Origin of the sequence: Bacteroides sp. 1001136B_160425_E2 (assembly GCF_015559655.1) — a bacterium.
GTDB classification, from domain to species: Bacteria; Bacteroidota; Bacteroidia; order Bacteroidales; family Bacteroidaceae; genus Bacteroides; species Bacteroides luhongzhouii.
Genome location: NZ_JADMQH010000007.1, coordinates 105,807 through 123,316 on the forward strand (window position 1 = coordinate 105,807; position 17,510 = coordinate 123,316).

General features: G+C 44.0%; 9 protein-coding genes. 3 read left to right on the plus strand and 6 right to left on the minus strand.

The genetic code is table 11. The features are described 5' to 3' along the window. Nucleotides 1–2: 2 nt before the first annotated feature. From I2I04_RS08655 to I2I04_RS08670, 4 genes are all read right to left on the minus strand, one after another. The gene (locus I2I04_RS08655; RefSeq protein ID WP_195654814.1) at nucleotides 3–1,394 is read right to left on the minus strand and encodes an efflux transporter outer membrane subunit; all 1,392 of its coding nucleotides are present in this window, start codon (nucleotides 1,392–1,394) and stop codon (nucleotides 3–5) included. 11 nt (nucleotides 1,395–1,405) lie between these two features. Continuing rightward, nucleotides 1,406–4,840, minus strand: a complete 3,435-nt coding sequence (locus I2I04_RS08660; protein WP_143256728.1) for an efflux RND transporter permease subunit — start codon at nucleotides 4,838–4,840, stop codon at nucleotides 1,406–1,408. Between the two features lie 16 nt (nucleotides 4,841–4,856). Further along, nucleotides 4,857–6,032, minus strand: a complete 1,176-nt coding sequence (locus I2I04_RS08665; RefSeq protein WP_195470030.1) for an efflux RND transporter periplasmic adaptor subunit — start codon at nucleotides 6,030–6,032, stop codon at nucleotides 4,857–4,859. Nucleotides 6,033–6,213: 181 nt separating this feature from the next. Further along, nucleotides 6,214–9,321 (minus strand): glycoside hydrolase family 2 TIM barrel-domain containing protein, encoded by a 3,108-nt coding sequence (locus tag I2I04_RS08670; RefSeq protein ID WP_195654815.1) that lies wholly within the window; start codon nucleotides 9,319–9,321, stop codon nucleotides 6,214–6,216. 603 nt (nucleotides 9,322–9,924) lie between these two features. Here I2I04_RS08670 and I2I04_RS08675 point away from each other — a divergent pair. After that, nucleotides 9,925–10,905: an Rpn family recombination-promoting nuclease/putative transposase gene (locus I2I04_RS08675; RefSeq protein WP_195654816.1), complete on the plus strand. Its 981-nt coding sequence runs from the start codon at nucleotides 9,925–9,927 to the stop codon at nucleotides 10,903–10,905. 112 nt (nucleotides 10,906–11,017) lie between these two features. Here the strand turns inward: I2I04_RS08675 and I2I04_RS08680 are convergent, their stop codons facing one another. Together I2I04_RS08680 and I2I04_RS08685 are read right to left on the minus strand one after the other, a co-directional pair. Beyond that, nucleotides 11,018–13,195 carry a TonB-dependent receptor gene (locus I2I04_RS08680; protein WP_195654817.1) on the minus strand — a complete coding sequence of 726 codons (2,178 nt, stop codon included), beginning with the start codon at nucleotides 13,193–13,195 and terminating at the stop codon, nucleotides 11,018–11,020. Between the two features lie 592 nt (nucleotides 13,196–13,787). After that, nucleotides 13,788–14,399: a DNA-binding protein gene (locus tag I2I04_RS08685; protein ID WP_143256734.1), complete on the minus strand. Its 612-nt coding sequence runs from the start codon at nucleotides 14,397–14,399 to the stop codon at nucleotides 13,788–13,790. A 337-nt stretch (nucleotides 14,400–14,736) separates the two neighbouring features. Between I2I04_RS08685 and I2I04_RS08690 the strand changes: the two genes are divergently transcribed. Together I2I04_RS08690 and I2I04_RS08695 are read left to right on the plus strand one after the other, a co-directional pair. Continuing rightward, entirely contained in the window at nucleotides 14,737–16,653 is a 1,917-nt protein-coding gene (locus I2I04_RS08690; protein WP_195470035.1) for an Ig-like domain-containing protein, read from the plus strand. Then, the gene (locus I2I04_RS08695) at nucleotides 16,598–17,473 is read left to right on the plus strand and encodes a DUF3108 domain-containing protein (protein WP_087317595.1); all 876 of its coding nucleotides are present in this window, start codon (nucleotides 16,598–16,600) and stop codon (nucleotides 17,471–17,473) included. The genes I2I04_RS08690 and I2I04_RS08695 overlap by 56 nt, the downstream gene beginning before the upstream one ends. Nucleotides 17,474–17,510 lie beyond the last annotated feature (37 nt).

Genomic DNA, 17,510 nt, shown 5'->3' on the forward strand with positions numbered 1-17,510 from the left:
AGTTATTCTTCTCTTCCACCACCCAATGCCTGGTAAAGGCTTACTACGGCCTGCATCTGATCGAAGCAATCGGAAACCTGAGAGATTTGTGCGCTCAGGTAAGACTGTTGTGCCGATAGTACTTCCAGGTAGGTTGAGGTCCCTAAGTTAAACAATTCTTTTGTATCTTCCGAAGCTTTTTTAGCAGATTCTACCTGCATTTGGCGGGATTCTACTTTTTCACAGGTTTTTTGGTACAAACTTAGCGCATTGCTGACTTCGCTTCCGGCGTTTAAAAGTGTTTGCTGGAAGGAAAGTTTAGCTTGTTCTTCTTGTGCTTTTGCAGCTTTCAGCCGGGCTATGTTCTGACCCCGGTAGAATAGAGGCTGCGTAAGTGAACCAATGGCAGAAGCTAACAACTTACCCGGATTTATAATCGCACTTCCGGCACTGTTTGTCCATCCGGCAGAGCCGCTGAGCGTGATTTGCGGATAGAATGCAGCACGTGCCGAATTTGTATTGTAATAGCAGCTTGCCAGTGACATTTCGGCTGCTTTCACGTCCGGACGGTTGGATAGCAATTGAATGGGTATCCCTGCGGAAAGTTCCGTCGGAAGTACTTGTGCTTCCAATACACCACGTTTGATGGCATGGGGAGCTTCTCCGAGGAAAGTGGACAGGGCATTTTCTGTCTCACGGATGCTTTGTTCAATGTCCGGAATAGTGGCAAGTACTTGCGCATAAGCAGCTTTGCTCTGTTCTACGCCTGCCGAATTGATATTGTACATAGCAGAGTTTTTCATTGCTTCCATTGTCTCGGCATTCTGTTTCAGAATTTCAGCCGTGGCTTTGGTTATTTCCAGTTGGCGGTCCAACATCATTAATGTATAATACATATTGGCGATGTTAGAGACAACTTGTGTTTGTACTGCCTGGCGGTAAGCTTTCATTTGCTTCAGTGTAACTTGCGCATTTCGTTTAGAGTTTAGCAACTGACCGAATAAATCGACCTGCCAGCTAGCTGTAACAGGCAGTGAGTAAGTTTTGGTAGCTGCGTTCTTGTCGAAGCTGCTGATAGTTCCCTGCGGAGACAATCCTAGTGACGGGGCATAAGCCAGACGAGCTGACATCAGGGACGCTTCTGCCGCTTTTACATTCTGTGCAGCGGACAAGAGGTCAGTATTTTGGTTCAGTCCCGCTTCGATGAGAGACTGGAGTTGTGGGTCGGTGAAGACTTCTCTCCACGGCAGATTACCGAAGTTGGTTGTATCCGAAGTCAGCGTATCATTCTCCGCTACCGGATCGCGATACAGGCCGGAAGTAGTAATGTCTTCGGGTCTGTCATACGACTTATAGATGTGGCAGCTGCTCAGGAGAGCAGTTGCACACAACATATATAGAATCTGTTTCTTCATATCGAATTTCATTATTTAGCGTATTGTTCAATCTCTGTTACGGCATCTGTATTGTCGATATCTTCCCATTCCATCGGTTTCACTTTTTCTTGCAGATACTGGAAGATAACAAACAAGACAGGAACGATGAAAATCTGGCAAATCATACCGATTAACATACCACCGATAGAAGCAGTACCCAGTGTACGGTTACCATGAGCACCTACACCGAAGGCAAACATCAACGGAAGCAGACCGACTACCATCGCCAGGGAGGTCATCAAGATCGGACGGAGACGGGCACCGGCACCCAATACGGCTGCCCATGTGATGCTCATACCCATCTTACGACGGTCGAGGGCGAACTCTACAATCAGGATGGCGTTCTTCGCCAACAGACCCATCAACATGATTAACGCAATCTGCATATAGATATTGTTGGACATCGTACCAAGAATCATCTTCAGCATCGAGATATTACCGATAGCACTAACTCCGTTCACAAACAGGAAGCTGCCTAACAGACCGAACGGAACGGACAGCAACACGGCCAACGGAAGTATGTAACTTTCGTACTGCGCACTCAGCAACAGGTAAACGAATACGAAACAGAGGATGAAAATCAATCCGGTAGCACTACCACTGCTCTGTGCTTCTTCACGTGCCATACCACCCAGCTCGTAAGTGTAACCGGTCGGAAGGTTCTGGCTGGCTACTTCCGCCAATGCAGCCAATGCCTGGCCTGATGTATAACCACTGGCAGGAGCCACCATCACTTTCATGGAAGTGTAGAGGTTGAAACGGCTGATGATGTCCGGGCCATATACCTTATCGACAGTGATGAATTGAGAGATAGGAGCCATTTCACCGGCATTGTTACGAACCTTGATATTCTTCAAAGATTCCAGGTTCTTGCGTGATAACGGATCCGACTGAATCATTACACGGTACATCTTACCGAAACGGTTGAAGTTGGATGCATACAGACCACCGTAATATCCCTGCATGGTAGTAAGGATGTCACTCGGGCTGATGCCTGCCTTCTTACAAGCTGCCGCATCGATATCAATCATATATTGCGGGAAATTCGGGTTGAACGTCGTTTTTGCCGAATTGATTTCAGGACGGGCTTCCAGTGCGGCGGTATAGTCGTTGACTACATCGAAGAACTTGTTCAGGTCGCCACCCGTCTTATCCTGCATGTTCACCTCAATATCTGTAGATGCCGAATAACCCGGAATCATCGGCGGAGCAAAGAACAATACCTGTGCTTCCTTGATGATCTTCTGTGCACGCATATATAAGGAGCCCACCACAACGTCAGAGTTCTGTATCATCGAACGTTCATCCCAGTCTTTCAGTTTGATGATGAAAGAACCGTAGGACGGTCCCTGTCCACCAATGAAACTGAATCCGGAAATCAGTGTACGCGAAGATACGGCAGGGTCAGCGGCAATCAGGCTGTCTACACGTGCCAGAATCTCTTCCGAGCGGTCTTGTGACGTACCCGGCGGCAAGGTTACAGCTCCCATCAATGTACCGGTATCTTCATTTGGCACCATACCTGTCGGAGTAGTATTCATGAAGAACATAAGCAATACGATGGAAGCAACGACCAGTCCCATAGACAGCCACTTCTTTTGGATAAAGAACAGTACGCGTTTCTTATACCGTTTCAGGATAGATTCATAGGTATCATTGAAACTGTTCTTGAATTTCTTCGTGCTCATTCCGATTAGTGCCAGGATACTGAGAAGTATGAGGATGGCGGTAACTATCGGGTTGATATTGAAGAATCCGAAAATCATACCGAGGATGACAACAAGTGTGAATGTGAGTGTGATTCCCGGATGCAACATCTTTCCGATAGCTTCGGTATATCTGTTTATCATTGTTGTATGAGCTGCCTTATAGGCTGTTTTCATACGCTCCTTCAATGGAGGAACCTCTTCGGAACCTTCACCTTCCTGCTTATGCGGTTTCAGAAGAACGGCACACAAGGCGGGACTTAATGTCAAGGCGTTCAGGGCGGACAGACCGATGGCGATGGCCATTGTCATACCAAACTGGCGGTAGAATGTTCCTGCCGTTCCTCCCATGAAACTTACCGGAACGAACACAGCCATCATGACCAGCGTAATGGATACGATAGCACCACCCAACTCATTCATCGCGTCGATGGAAGCCAGACGGGCGGATGTGTAACCTTGGTCTAGCTTGGCGTGTACACCCTCGACGACCACAATGGCATCATCGACCACAATCGCGATGGCGAGCACAAGCGCACATAACGTCAGCAAGTTCAAGCTGAAGCCTACCAGAGACAAAATGAAGAAAGTACCGATAAGAGCTACCGGGATGGCAATAGTCGGAATCAATGTAGAACGTAAGTCCTGTAAGAAGATATATACTACGATAAATACCAGGATAAATGCCTCGATCAATGTTTTCAATACCTCATGGATAGAAGCGAACAAGAAGTCGTTGGCATTCATGGAAACGTTTATCTTCAAGCCGGCCGGCAGTGATTTGGACGCTTCATCCAGTAACACCTGAATGTCACTGATGGTTTGTGTCGCATTTGTTCCTGCCATCTGATAAACGATACAGGTTACAGCCTTATGTCCGTTTACACGGTTGGTAAAGTTATATCCCAAACGGTCCAGTTGGATTTCGGCAATATCATTCAGGCGAAGTACTTCACCGTCGGGCAAAGACTTGATGACGATATTTTCGAACTCTTCCGGCTGTTGCAGACGTCCTTTGTAACGGATGGTATATTGGAAAGTCTGGTTACTGCGTTCACCGAATTGTCCCGGGGCAGCTTCCACGTTCTGTTCCGCTAATGCTGCGGATACGTCACCCGGAACCAGCTTGTATTGTGCCATCACGTCCGGACGCAGCCAGATACGCATGGAGTAGTCCTGTCCCATTACGGAGGCATCACCCACACCCGGCACACGCTGAACTTGCGGAATCAGGTTGATTTTTGCGTAGTTCTCGATAAATGCTTCTGTATACGTATCGGTTTCATCGTAAAGAGAGAATACCACCAGCATGGAAGTCTGGCGTTTCTGGGTTGTCACACCGACTTTGGTTACTTCGGCAGGCAGTAATCCCTGTGCCATAGAAACACGGTTCTGCACGTTGACGGCAGCCATATCCGGGTCTGTCCCCTGTTTGAAATAGATGGATATATCACCGGCACCGGTGTTGGATGCGTTGGAGGTCATATACATCATATTTTCTACACCGTTGATTTGTTCCTCTAGCGGAGCAATCACGGAGTTCAATACAGTTGATGCACTGGCACCCGTATAAGTGGCCCTTACCGATACAGTAGGGGGCGCAATGTCCGGATATTGGGTGATTGGCAGTGTTGCCAGTCCGATAGCACCCAGGATGACTATCAAAATAGAAATAACGGTTGATAGTACCGGACGGTTAATAAATTTATCTAACTTCATACGATTATCTAAATTATTAATTGAAAGCTGTAGCTAAATTACCATCGTGCTGGTCTTTCAAATGCTGTTGATAGTTCGCTTCTTTTTGAGCAGGTGTGATAGGCTGTATGTGCTGGCCGTCTTTCAGACTTTGTACTCCTTCAATTACGATTTTATCTCCCGGATTCAGGCCGGAAGTAACGAGATATTCTTTTCCGTTATCCAGGTTAAAGATGCCGATTTCCGTATATTTTACGGTGTTATCCGGTTGCAGCACGTAAACGAACTTCTTATCCTGGATTTCTACTGTTGCAGATTGTGGTATGCTGATTACATTTTCCATGGTATAAGGGATCAGCACGTTTGCTGTTCCACCGCTACGCAAGATATGCTCATTGTTCGGGAAAAGTGCACGCATGCTTACCGAACCGGTTGACTGGTCGATCACTCCTGTAATTGCGTCTACTTTACCTTCGATGCTGTACTCTGTACCGTCTATCAATTGTAATTTGATAGCTGGAATTTTGCTGATTTCTTCTTTGATAGTACCTCCGGTCTTAGTCATGGCCAACAATTCTTTTTCTGTCATGGAGAAATATACATATACTTCATCAATTTCAGAAACAGTAGTCATTGGAGTAGAGATGGAAGGGCTTACCAGTGCACCCAGACGATAGGGGATGTCATTGATTACCCCGTCGGAAGGGCTCTTCACTTGGGTGAAAGAGAGATTCTGCTGAGCTGTGGTAAGCTGTGCTTTCGCTTGTGCCAGTTGTGCCTGTGACTGTGCCAGTGAGTTTTCTGCCATTGACAAATCATAGTCACTGATGATGTTCTTCTTATTGAGCTCACGCTTATTGTCCACTGTCATTTGTTGAGTGCGGACAGCAGCTTCTGCTGTAGCAACGGCAGCTTTTGCTGTGCGTACTGAAGCTTCATATTGTGTAGGGTCAACAATGAACAACACTTGTCCTTTACGGACAGCTGCACCTTCGTCTACACATAGTTTCGTGATAAAACCCGATACTTGGGGGCGGATTTCTACATCTTGTTTACCTTTAATTGTAGCCGGATAGGCAGTTGTTAAATTAGCAGTCGTTTTTTGTAACTCTTGTACTGCATATTCAGGAACCTTTCCTGTGTCATTACCCTTATTGCCACAACTAGACAAGAGGGCTACGCAAAATGCAAATAAAACAATTCTACTTTTCATACTTCTAAATATCTGTTTTTTAATTTAATGCGTTTGTTGCCAGTGTGCTGTTCATCCATATAGATAAGGGGGTTAAGGAAGAAAAACCGGAAACTAAATTAGAGACTTTAGTTTCCGGTTGCAAAAGTACTTTAAATTCGGTATTCTTGTTCTCTGATACCGTGTTTTTTAACTATGTTTTTTACTTTATTTTATGATATACAGGAGTCATAATAAAACTTAACTCATAATCCTGGTAAGGAAGACGATATTTTTCCAGTGGGATAGCTCCCCAACTGTTGACACAGGCAAGTCCGGTTTGTGCCTTATCGATGCAGAAGTTGGTGAAGTCTGCCTTTTCTACTTCCGGCGAGTGGCGCTGGTCTTTGCCGTCGCCGTCATCCAATGATTCGATGGTGTAATTCAGGGCAGAAGCGGAGAAAGGAGCACTCGATACGAATTGCAGTCCGTTGCCACTGATGTTCAGAAGTCTCCACCAGCGGATATCCGTTTTTGTTCCGGTTTCCTGCGGGCGGATGTAAGGATAGAATTGTTCCTCCACTGTCTGGCGATATTTACCTAACATTGCCGCGTGGTTGCGGTCGGCGTAGTTTTCTCCCGGGCCACGGCCGTAATATTCTATCTCGTTGAAGTTGACCGGCATGCGCATTTGCATACCGAAGCGGAACATGTCAGAAACTTTCTTGCTCTTGTCTGCCGCCATTTTTTGGGTAACTTTCACCGCGCCCTTATTATTGATGGTATAAGTCAGCGATAACGTTCCACCAATCGACTTCATGTCATATTCGGCACGAACCACTGCCTGATCGTTTTCAATAGCATGTTTCAGAGAAGTCAGTTTCAGTTCCGGATTCTTCCAGACAGCATATTTACGTTGCAGTCCGGCTCCAAAGTCGTTATCGGTTGGTGCACGCCAGAAGTTAGGAGTCAGTGCGCTGCCATCTTCCATCAGTTGCATACCGTTGACATCGTAACGGCAGAGGTAACCGTTTTGTTTGTTAAAATCCATGGAGAAGTTTTCACCTTTCACAATCAGGTAGTTGTGGTCGTTGTCCAAAATGGTGGGCACGATGACCGGAAGGTTAGAAGCTTGTTGGTTTTCCAGTTTCAGTTCCGGTGCTTTGTAGTCACGGATGCTTAGTTGGTTGTAAGCGATGGTAGTTCCTGCCGGTAGCAGTGTTTCGGCAGCTTTCAGTTTATAGCTCACGTTGAGCAGCAGTTCTTTGCAAGGGCAGATGTTCTTTGTGTCAAACGGGATTTGCACTTTCACAGTTTGCTGGGGTGCTACTTTCAGGTCGGATACGATGCCTGTTTGCACTACTTCTCCGTTTGCCAGTAATTGCCATTCCATATAATAAGCAGATAAGTCGCGGAAGAAAAACTCGTTGAAGATGTTGATTTCGCCTTTGGCAAGATCAGCGGGAGTTGTCCATATATTCTGATAGAAATAAGCTACTTCGTATGCATGCGGATTGGGTACGCGGTCGGGGCTAATCAAACCGTTGTCGTTGAAGTTATTATCCGAAGCGTCGTATTTGTTGAAGTCGCCGCCATAGCCGTAGATGCTCACTCCGTCTTTGTTTTTCCAGTGGCAGGACTGGTCTACGAAGTCCCAGATAAATCCGCCCTGATATTTCGGATATTTGCGGATGATGTCCCAGTATTCTTTGAATCCGCCTTCGGAGTTACCCATAGCGTGCGCGTATTCACATTGGATTAACGGCTTTTGGATATTGCCTTCGCTATATTTGATACAAGCGTCGTAGTCATAGTACATCGGGCAGAAAATATCGGTGAATTCGCTGGTTCCTGCTTGTTCGTACTGTACGGCACGTGTCTTGTCTTCATTCTTGATCCAAGTGTAGCATTTTTCAAAGTTCGGTCCCATGCCGGCTTCGTTACCCAGTGACCAGAAGATGATGGACGGATGGTTGTATCCGCGTTGTACGTTGCGTTGGTTACGTTCCATGTGAGCTTTGGCGTAACTTGGGTTCTTTGCCAGTGTCTGGTCGCCGTAACCCATTCCGTGAGATTCTACGTTAGCCTCGGCTACTACATATAGGCCGTATTGATCGCAAAGGTCATACCAACGGTTGTCGTCCGGGTAATGGCAGGTACGCACAGCGTTGATATTGAGCTCTTTCATTACTTTGATATCTTGCAGCATACGTTCGGTAGAAACCACATAACCGCCGTCCGGATCCATTTCGTGACGGTCGGCTCCTTTGAAGAGCACCGGTTGTCCGTTTACGAGTATCTGTCCGCCTTTCAGCTCAATTTTGCGGAAACCTATTTTAACAGGGATTACTTCTACTACGTTGTTGCCGTTTTTCAGTGTAGCGGTCAGTGTGTAGAGATTAGGCGTTTCAGCAGTCCATTTTGCCGGATTGGAGACGGATAGGGTCGTGTTTAATTTGTCCGAACCTTTCAGGTCGGCAGTTGCTACGCTGTTGCCTTGAGCATCTGTCAAGTCCAAAGCTACTGTGCCGCTTCCTTTCAGGTCAACGGCTATATTCAGCGTACCGTCTTTATATTGGCTGTCCAAATCGGGAGTGATGCGAATATCCTGGATGTATTTCTTGTCGCGTGCGTAAAGATAACAGTCACGTCCTACACCGGAGTAGCGGAAGAAGTCCTGATCTTCCAGGTAGCTGCCGTCGCACCAGCGGAAAACTTGAAAGGCGATGACGTTTTTACCCGGTTTCAGGTAGTTAGTCAGGTTGAATTCAGCTTCCAGTTTGCTGTCTTCGCTATATCCTACGTAGCGTCCGTTCACCCAAAGGTACATATTGGACGTTACCGAGCCGAAATGTGCGAAGATTTCTTTGCCTTTCCAGTCGGTAGGAAGGGTGATCTCTTTGCGGTAAGAGCCTACATGATTGTTTTCTGTCGGCACTAGCGGAGGATTGTTTTTGAATTGACTTCTCCAGGCATATCCTATGTTGACATAGATAGGGTCACCGTAGCCGTTCAACTCCCAAACACCGGGAACCTGAAGATCGTCCCAACCTTTGTCGTTGAAATTAGTCTGATAAAAGTCAGTCGGGCGCGCGTCTGCGTGTCTCACCCAGTTGAATTTCCAAGGACCGTTCAGGGTCATGAAATTCGCGGAATTTTCTTTAATACCGGCTTTAGCTTCATCAGCCGATGCGAAAGCAAAGTAGTTAGTGTGCATAGCGGAACGGTTTACGGAATTCACTTCCGGATCTTTCCACTCGTTGAAGCTTTGCGCTTGAATTGCTGTCAGTCCCAATGCAGCCAAGCAGCAAGAGAGTAATTGTTTCTTCATGGGTTTTTTGTATTAGGTTTGAATTTCTGGAGTCAAAGATAGGGAATATTTTATTCAGTGAAGGTTAAAGAATCATTCAATTAAGTCTAGTTTTTAATAAATTAGCTAGAAAACAGAGTATTTTACTGACTCTAATCAGTAAAAACGTGAGATACAGTTTTCCCCTGCGATGGAAAAGGTATCTCACGTTAATAAAAATTGGCTGTTACATTGGTCAGCTCTTATACGCTGTTTGTACGTACATATCACTCAAGTGTGGGGAAGGTATCCTCTTCGAAGATAGCACGAAAAGACTACTTACACAAGCAATCTTTTTCGCTTTGTTGTATATACTGGTTAGGGTTATGATTCTTTTCAGGTTGTCGTACATATCTTTGTTATGTTTGCCGCATCATTTCTCTGTGGTGCGCGGTTAAAAAAAAGAGAGCGTGGGAAACTACCACTGTATGCGACCGTAGGTATCCAGCTAAGACCCTACAACGACATAAGTGATAGCCCCACGCCCATTTATTATTATGGATAAATGGCTATATATAATACTTTTAGCTGAAAAGTATCCCTTTTTACCAATATAATGCTTACCTTTGCTAAAAACGTATTCTTATGGAACAGAAAGACAAATATATTCGTTTTGACTGGGCAATCAAACGCCTTTTACGCAATAAGGCTAACTTCGGGGTGCTTGAAGGTTTCCTCACAGTATTATTAGGTGAGGAGATTCATATTCTTGAAATTTTAGAAAGTGAAGGTAATCAGCAACGGGAAGATGATAAATTTAATCGTGTTGATATTAAAGCCCGCAATAGTAAAGATGAAATAATTCTTGTTGAAGTTCAGAATACTCGTGAACTCTATTATCTGGAACGTATCCTGTATGGGGTAGCTAAGACTATTACCGAACATATTGATCTGGGCGAAATCTACTCTAACGTAAAGAAGGTATACTCTATCAGTATTCTTTATTTCGACATTGGGCAAGGAAATGATTACCTTTATCATGGACAGAATACATTTTTGGGTGTACACACGGGCGATCATCTGAAAGTTACTACCAAAGAACAGGGGGCTATTGTTCGTAAGTTGCCTGCTGAAATCTTTCCTGAATACTTCCTTATCCGTGTGAATGAGTTTAATAAAGTGGCTGTTACTCCTCTGGAAGAATGGATTGAATATCTGAAGACAGGGTGTATACGCCCTGATACAAAGGCACCCGGACTTGAAGAGGCCCGTAAGAAACTGGTTTATTATAATATGGATAAGGCTGAAAAGCTGGCATACGATCGCCATATAGATGCGGTAATGATACAGAATGATGTGTTGAGTACTGCTAAATTAGAAGGGCATGAAGAAGGACACCAGCTTGGACTTGAAGAAGGACGACAACGAGGACTTGAAGAAGGTATTAAGGAAGGACTTGAAAAAGGCATTGAAAGAGGTATTGAGCAAGGTATTGAAAAAGGTATTGCGCGAGGCATTGAAAAAGAAAAAACAATCACTGTCCGTAAGTTGAAATCTCTCAATATCCCTGTTGATACTATTATGCAGGTTACAGGATTGTCTGCTGAAGAGATAGAACAACTCTAATAGGCACCTATTATAGGTCCTTTTCCTATAACTATATAAGAGAATCCTGCACTAATAAAAAAGTTCAGTGCAGGATTCCTCATTCTTATTATTATAGAAAATGTTTTGTAACCTAAAATCTTAATTTAACTCCGGCATTCATGACGAAACCGTCAAGCGGTGCATAAATATCCCTGAATATAGGATTGGATATACTGCCTGTGTATATCGTGTCAAAACGGGTTTGGCGTCTATCCGTGAAGTTTTCAAAGTTGGCATATAAAGAAAACATTTCCCATATTTTCTCAATCATAAAGCCGCATACCACATACTGTTTCCCTTTCAGTCCGTCTCCTAATTTCTGCGGACTAAAGTAATATGCCTCTAAACCAATTTTCCATTTGTCCTCTACCTCATACATCAAAATGCTGTTCAACCGGTGTTTGGGAGTTAATATATTCTCTTGTCTTATACCGTTTTCTTTCGTGCCGGTATCGGTAAATGTATATCCTAAATATAGATGGAAATCTTTATATCCGATTTTTACATTCGTTTCTCCGCCTTTGCTATCTGTATGGCCGGTTATGTTGTTGAGTCTGTACAGACCGTCTGTTGTTGATTGTAGCAGGAGGGGATTGTCGAGATAGGTATAAAAGAATAGTTGGTTGATGCTGAATGTAATGTTGCCGTCACAGAAGGAAGTCACATAATTAAAGTCTATATTTAACCCGTAACTTCTTTCCAGTTTATTCTTATCCTTGTCGATTGGTAATACATGCTGGTATTGAAGCCTTTCGCTATCTTCTGTAAAGATAGTAGGTGCTTTATAGCCAAACCCTCCTCCGAGCCGGGAGGAAAATTTGTCAGTTATCTTGAAGTGGGCGGAGACGCGTGGAAGTATGGCAGTTCCATAATCAGGAACATAATCCGTTCGTAATCCTGTTTCCAGGTTAAGCCACTCTGTCGCTTCCCAGTTGTTCTGTACGAAAGCTCCCAGTATTGTTTGGTTATAGTCTCTTGGTTGAAAATCGGTCAGTTTCTTTTCATCAAACTTATCTGTCCACAAATTCAGTCCGGCTACCCATTCTGTTTTTTGATTCGTATGTGTGTATGATAGTTCGCTGAATGTAGATACTTGAACACCTTCGAAAGAATAGCTTGGTACGCCTATGTTTCTTTTGAAATAAGTGACACTATTCTTAAAGTCCAATCTGTCTTTTTCATTAAATCTGTGCCCGAAGGTTAATTGGGTAGAATGTCTTTGTGTCTTATTCTTCTCGAAATAAGAGTGGGTGTCGTCTCCTTTTCCTTTTATATATTCAATATCTCCTCCCAAGCGGTCCTCGAACATGGCATTAAGCCCTATGCTTATCTGTGTGTTTTCAGTTAAATAGAGGAATAATTTAGGATTAAAGACATATCTGTCGAACTGGGGTATTGCCGTGAAACCGGTATCCGAAGGGTCATAAGCCCAATTTCTATTATAAGAAGCAAAGATTGTTGTACCGACCTTATTGAATCGTTGCCCATAAAATCCGCTCACGTCCAAGCCTTTGCCTGATGTCCCGTTGAGATGCAGGCTTAAGTCTCTCTTCTCTTCGGGAGTTTTTGAGATGAGGTTGATTAATCCGGCTATTGCTCCGCCGCCGTATAGGGTAGATGTAGAGCCTTTGATAATTTCAACCTGCTTCAAGTCGAGGGGAGGAGTCTGTAATAGTCCCAGTCCGCTTGCCGCACCTGCAAAAACGGGGAATCCGTCTTTCAATATCTGCGTATATCTGCCGTCTAAACCCTGTATGCGTATAGCTGCGTTTCCTGATGTCGCAGAGGTTTGTTGTGTAATGATACCTGTACTTTCGTTCAGCAACATACGGATATCTCCCGGCTTCATACTTCCTTTTTCTCCAAGCTCTTCACTGGAGATGAATTCAACTCTGGTAGGTATATTTTGGATACTTCGTGTTCCTCTGGTCGATGAAATAATTACTTCTTCCAGCATTTCTTCATCTTGCTCTAAGAAAATCTCCACCGGAGCTGTTGAGGAGAGGGGGAACGAAAATGATTTTGTTTCAGACTCATACCCTAGATAACTGAATGTAATATGTTGCACTCCGTTTGGTATGTTTGATATAGTGATTATTCCGTTCTCATCCGAGCTGGCTCCATTGGTTGTTTTGTTAAGAACAGCGTTCACGCCAATCAATATCTCTTTGTTTTTTTCGTCTTTAACGATTGCTTTAAATGTGTTTTGCGCCCATGCGTTTTGCGCCAGCAATGTAACTATTGCTAGTGTTATAATTCTTATGTTCATATTTTTATTATTGATAATTTACCGTTGCACACTTATTCACGCTATGAATAAATACGCAGCAAACCTACGGTGAAGTATAACCTTCGCCGTCGTGAATTAAATAGTTATATCTCCATAGAAGGGATATTCTTAAATAAATGATTAGAGAATCATTATCTTGGGTGGTTGCCAGATAGAAGATGAGAACTGCGGAATCAGTTTCTCCTTGTAAAACGAAAGGGGGGTATCATTGAACTGAATCATTGTGACAAATGGCGAATGAAACAGTTTGGGCGCAGGGCAGCCCGTACAAGTGTTGCAATGTAAGAAAGGTGAGCAGCAACAATCTGTGCAGGAACATCCGTCGTCATCAGTGGATGTCTCTTCCTGCGTGTCATTTTTGCATTGGAATAAACATTCGTCTTTCAAAAAACAAGGAGCTGTTGATAATAACAACACCCATAAAGCTATTATGTAAGACAAATATTTCATATATGTTGTACAACGTTTAAATTCGGGCGCAAAGTTACTGCTTTACATTTAATAAACAAAATGTGTCATGCTTTTTGTGCGAAAATTAGGATTGTGATAATGCTATCCCATCTTCAATTATTTACTCTTCTGTCTTTTTCGCATATACTACCTGTTTGCCTGCTCCGTAACGAATCAGCACACCGTGTTCGATAAAAGTATTCAGTTCTTTCAAAGCACGTTTCTTGTCGTGCCCTGTCAATCGGCAATAGTCGGTGCGGGTTAGGCAGGGATATTTGTTCAGATGCTGGTTGATTATTGTCAAACATTCTTCTTCACTGCGCCCTTTCCCGTGGTGACGAGTCATCGATTCTCCACGTTCTAGTCTCATTTGCTGGCCTACTTCTTTCTTAAACTGGCTACTTGCCCGGAAATTGACATTCTTCAGTTCTATAGATTGTGCATGTACATCTTTTTTCTTCATCACGCGAGGTCCCTTCAAAGACACAGAAAAATATCCGATATCTCCCAGTTCCACAATCCATCCGTTGGCAATCAAATCTCTCAACTCGTTTTGGAAAGACTGCATGGCGCCTGCCAGTAAACTGCGGCTTATTCCTGTGAATTTGTGTACACGGTCTAGAAATTCTTCCTGATCGACGGTTCCTTTGAATACTACGCGGGGATGAAGCGGTTGTGCATCGCCTGTTTGTTGAATGTCAGGCGTGTCGTAAAGGTCATATTGTATACTCATATTCGTTTTTATTTTGTGTAGGCACATTGATGAATCTGCTTGCCTATCCGGATTTACTTCGTTTGCTACTTTTATTTCGTTCCACTATAGTTTCTCTTTCGTCCCACTATAGTGTTCCGTAAGGGAAACTATAGTGCTCTTTGTGGAACACTATAGTGGAACGAAAAAAGATTAGGCAACAAAGGTAATCTCTTTAGGCAATAAAACTAATTATATTAGCAGGAAAAAAATAAAAACGTCGCAAATATTGTTTATTACCTTAAGTCGCCCTTTCCTTTTTTAATAAATTAGCTAGAAAGTGTGGTGTTTATTGAATAAGAACGCTTATTTTTGCAGCATGTTACAATTTGAGAATCAAAAGATAAAACAAATAGTTCGCAAGGTGCTTCCGGTAGTAACGCTGGGGGCGATGTTATATTCCTGTGCCAGTATTGGACGACCGGACGGTGGACCATACGATGAGACGCCGCCTCGTTTCATCGGTAGCACTCCGGAGGCGGGGGCTTTGAATAATAAAAGGACTAAAGTCTCTTTGATGTTCGACGAGTTTATTAAGCTGGAGAAAGCGACCGAAAAAGTCGTTGTTTCCCCCCCCCAGATACAGCAACCGGAAATCAAGGCTTCCGGTAAGAGAATACAAGTCAACCTGCTCGACTCTTTGAAGCCTAATACGACCTATACGATTGATTTCTCGGATGCAATTGTCGACAATAATGAAGGTAACCCGTTAGGTAACTTTGCGTTTACGTTCTCTACCGGTACAGAAATCGATACGATGGAAGTGGCAGGAACGATGCTCGATGCCTCTAACCTGGAACCTATTAAAGGTATGCTAGTCGGACTACATTCCAACCTGAATGATTCGGCTTTCAACAAATTGCCTTTCGACCGTGTGGCACGTACGGACAGCCGTGGACGTTTCTCCATCCGTGGTGTAGCCCCCGGCAAATATCGTATCTATGGATTGATGGATGCCGACCAGAACTTTGCCTTCAACCAGAAAAGTGAAATGATCGCTTTTCACGATTCGTTGATTATTCCCCGCATGGAAGAACGTATTCGTATGGATACGGCTTGGGTAGACTCGTTGACCTACGATACGGTGGTGGAAAAGAAATATATGCATTATTTGCCGGATGATGTAATCCTCCGTGCTTTTAAAGAGCTCAATTATTCACAATATCTTATCAAGTCGGAAAGACTGGTTCCTCAAAAGTTTACTTTCTATTTTGCCGGTAAGGCGGACACTTTGCCTGTCTTGAAAGGCTTGAACTTCGATGAAAAGGATGCTTTTGTGATCGAAAAGAATCAGCGGAACGATACGATCCATTATTGGGTAAAAGATTCTCTTCTCTTCAAGCAGGATACGCTGGCCATGAGTCTGACTTATCTTTATACGGATACCTTGAATCAGCTAGTACCCCGTACGGATACACTGAACCTCGTTTCAAAGCAGAAATATAAGAAAGAGGAGCCGGATAAGGACAAAAAGAAAAAAAAGAAAAAGAAAGGGGAAGAGGATGAACCCGAACCGACGAAATTCTTGCCGGTGAATGTCAATGCCCCTTCGTCAATGGATGTATATGGATATATTTCTTTGAATTTTGAAGAACCGATAGCCAGTTTCGACACTGCCGCCATACACCTGCGGCAAAAGGTGGATACGCTTTGGAAAGATATACCTTTCGATTTTGAGCAGGATTCAGTGAATCTGAAGAGGTTTAATCTGTATTATGATTGGGAACCGACGCTGGAATATGAATTCTCAGTAGACTCGACTGCCTTCCACGGAATATACGGATTATTTACCGATAAGATAAAACAAGGATTCAAGGTGCGTAGTGAAGATGAATATTTCACGCTTCATTTCAACGTGACGGGAGCGGATTCACTGGCCTTTGTCGAATTGCTTGACGCTCAGGACAAAGTGGTCCGTAAGCGAAGAGTGGAAGAGGACGGAATGGTCGATTTCTACTTCCTGAATCCGGGAAAATATGCAGCCCGACTAATCAATGACACAAATGGAAATGGTGAATGGGACACGGGAGACTTTGCTAAAGGCATCCAGCCGGAGGCTGTTTACTACTATCCGACGATATTGGAATATAAAGCGTTGTGGGATGTGACCCAACCGTGGAATATTCATGCGACTCCTGTGGATAAGCAGAAACCGGACGAACTTAAAAAACAAAAACCAGATGAAGACAAGAAAAAGAAAGATAGGGATCGAAATAATCAGAACCGCCGTCGTTGACGTTCGACGTAACCTTATTATTGGATTGGTGGCATTATTGACCGGAATCTTCGCCCTCCCCGCCAGTGCCCAATGTGAAGCGAAGAATGATGCGTTTCAATCCGGCGAACATGTAATGTATGATTTATACTTCAACTGGAAGTTTGTCTGGGTGAAAGCCGGACTCGCCAGTCTGACAACGAATGCGACCACTTATCATTCGCAACCAGCCTATCGGATCAACCTGCTTGCTTTAGGTAGCAAACGGGCAGACTTCTTTTTCAAGATGCGCGATACGCTGACTTGTGTGATCGGTGAAAAACTGGAACCGCGCTATTTTCGCAAAGGTGCTGAAGAAGGAAAACGTTACACGGTCGATGAGGCTTGGTTTTCTTATAAGGACGGTCTTTGCTTGGTAAATCAGAAGCGTACTTACCGGGATGGAGCGTTTGATGAATCTGAAGCTAGCGATAGCCGTTGTATATACGATATGTTGAGTATTCTGGCGCAGGCACGTTCTTACGACCCTGCAGATTATAAGGTGGGAGACAAAATCAAGTTCCCGATGGCTACGGGCCGTAAAGTGGAAGAGCAAACGCTTATCTACCGTGGAAAAGAAAATGTGAAAGCGGAGAATGGAGTTACTTACCGTTGCCTGATCTTCTCATTGGTAGAATATGATAAGAAAGGAAAAGAAAAGGAGGTGATTACTTTCTTCGTAACGGACGACTTGAACCATCTTCCTGTCCGCCTGGATCTATTCCTGAACTTTGGTTCGGCAAAAGCATTCCTGAATAATGTGACGGGTAACCGGCATCCACTGACTTCTATCGTTAAATAGATATAGAGAAAAAACAGAGAGAGCTGGAAAGCGCCTT

Excerpts from the sequence above, each read along its gene's own strand:
- I2I04_RS08655 (WP_195654814.1), bottom strand. The coding sequence starts at position 1,394 with ATGAAGAAACAGATTCTATATATGTTGTGTGCAACTGCTCTCCTGAGC.
- I2I04_RS08660 (WP_143256728.1), bottom strand. The coding sequence starts at position 4,840 with ATGAAGTTAGATAAATTTATTAACCGTCCGGTACTATCAACCGTTATT.
- I2I04_RS08665 (WP_195470030.1), bottom strand. The coding sequence starts at position 6,032 with ATGAAAAGTAGAATTGTTTTATTTGCATTTTGCGTAGCCCTCTTGTCT.
- I2I04_RS08670 (WP_195654815.1), bottom strand. The coding sequence starts at position 9,321 with ATGAAGAAACAATTACTCTCTTGCTGCTTGGCTGCATTGGGACTGACA.
- I2I04_RS08675 (WP_195654816.1), top strand. The coding sequence starts at position 9,925 with ATGGAACAGAAAGACAAATATATTCGTTTTGACTGGGCAATCAAACGC.
- I2I04_RS08680 (WP_195654817.1), bottom strand. The coding sequence starts at position 13,195 with ATGAACATAAGAATTATAACACTAGCAATAGTTACATTGCTGGCGCAA.
- I2I04_RS08685 (WP_143256734.1), bottom strand. The coding sequence starts at position 14,399 with ATGAGTATACAATATGACCTTTACGACACGCCTGACATTCAACAAACA.
- I2I04_RS08690 (WP_195470035.1), top strand. The coding sequence starts at position 14,737 with ATGTTACAATTTGAGAATCAAAAGATAAAACAAATAGTTCGCAAGGTG.
- I2I04_RS08695 (WP_087317595.1), top strand. The coding sequence starts at position 16,598 with ATGAAGACAAGAAAAAGAAAGATAGGGATCGAAATAATCAGAACCGCC.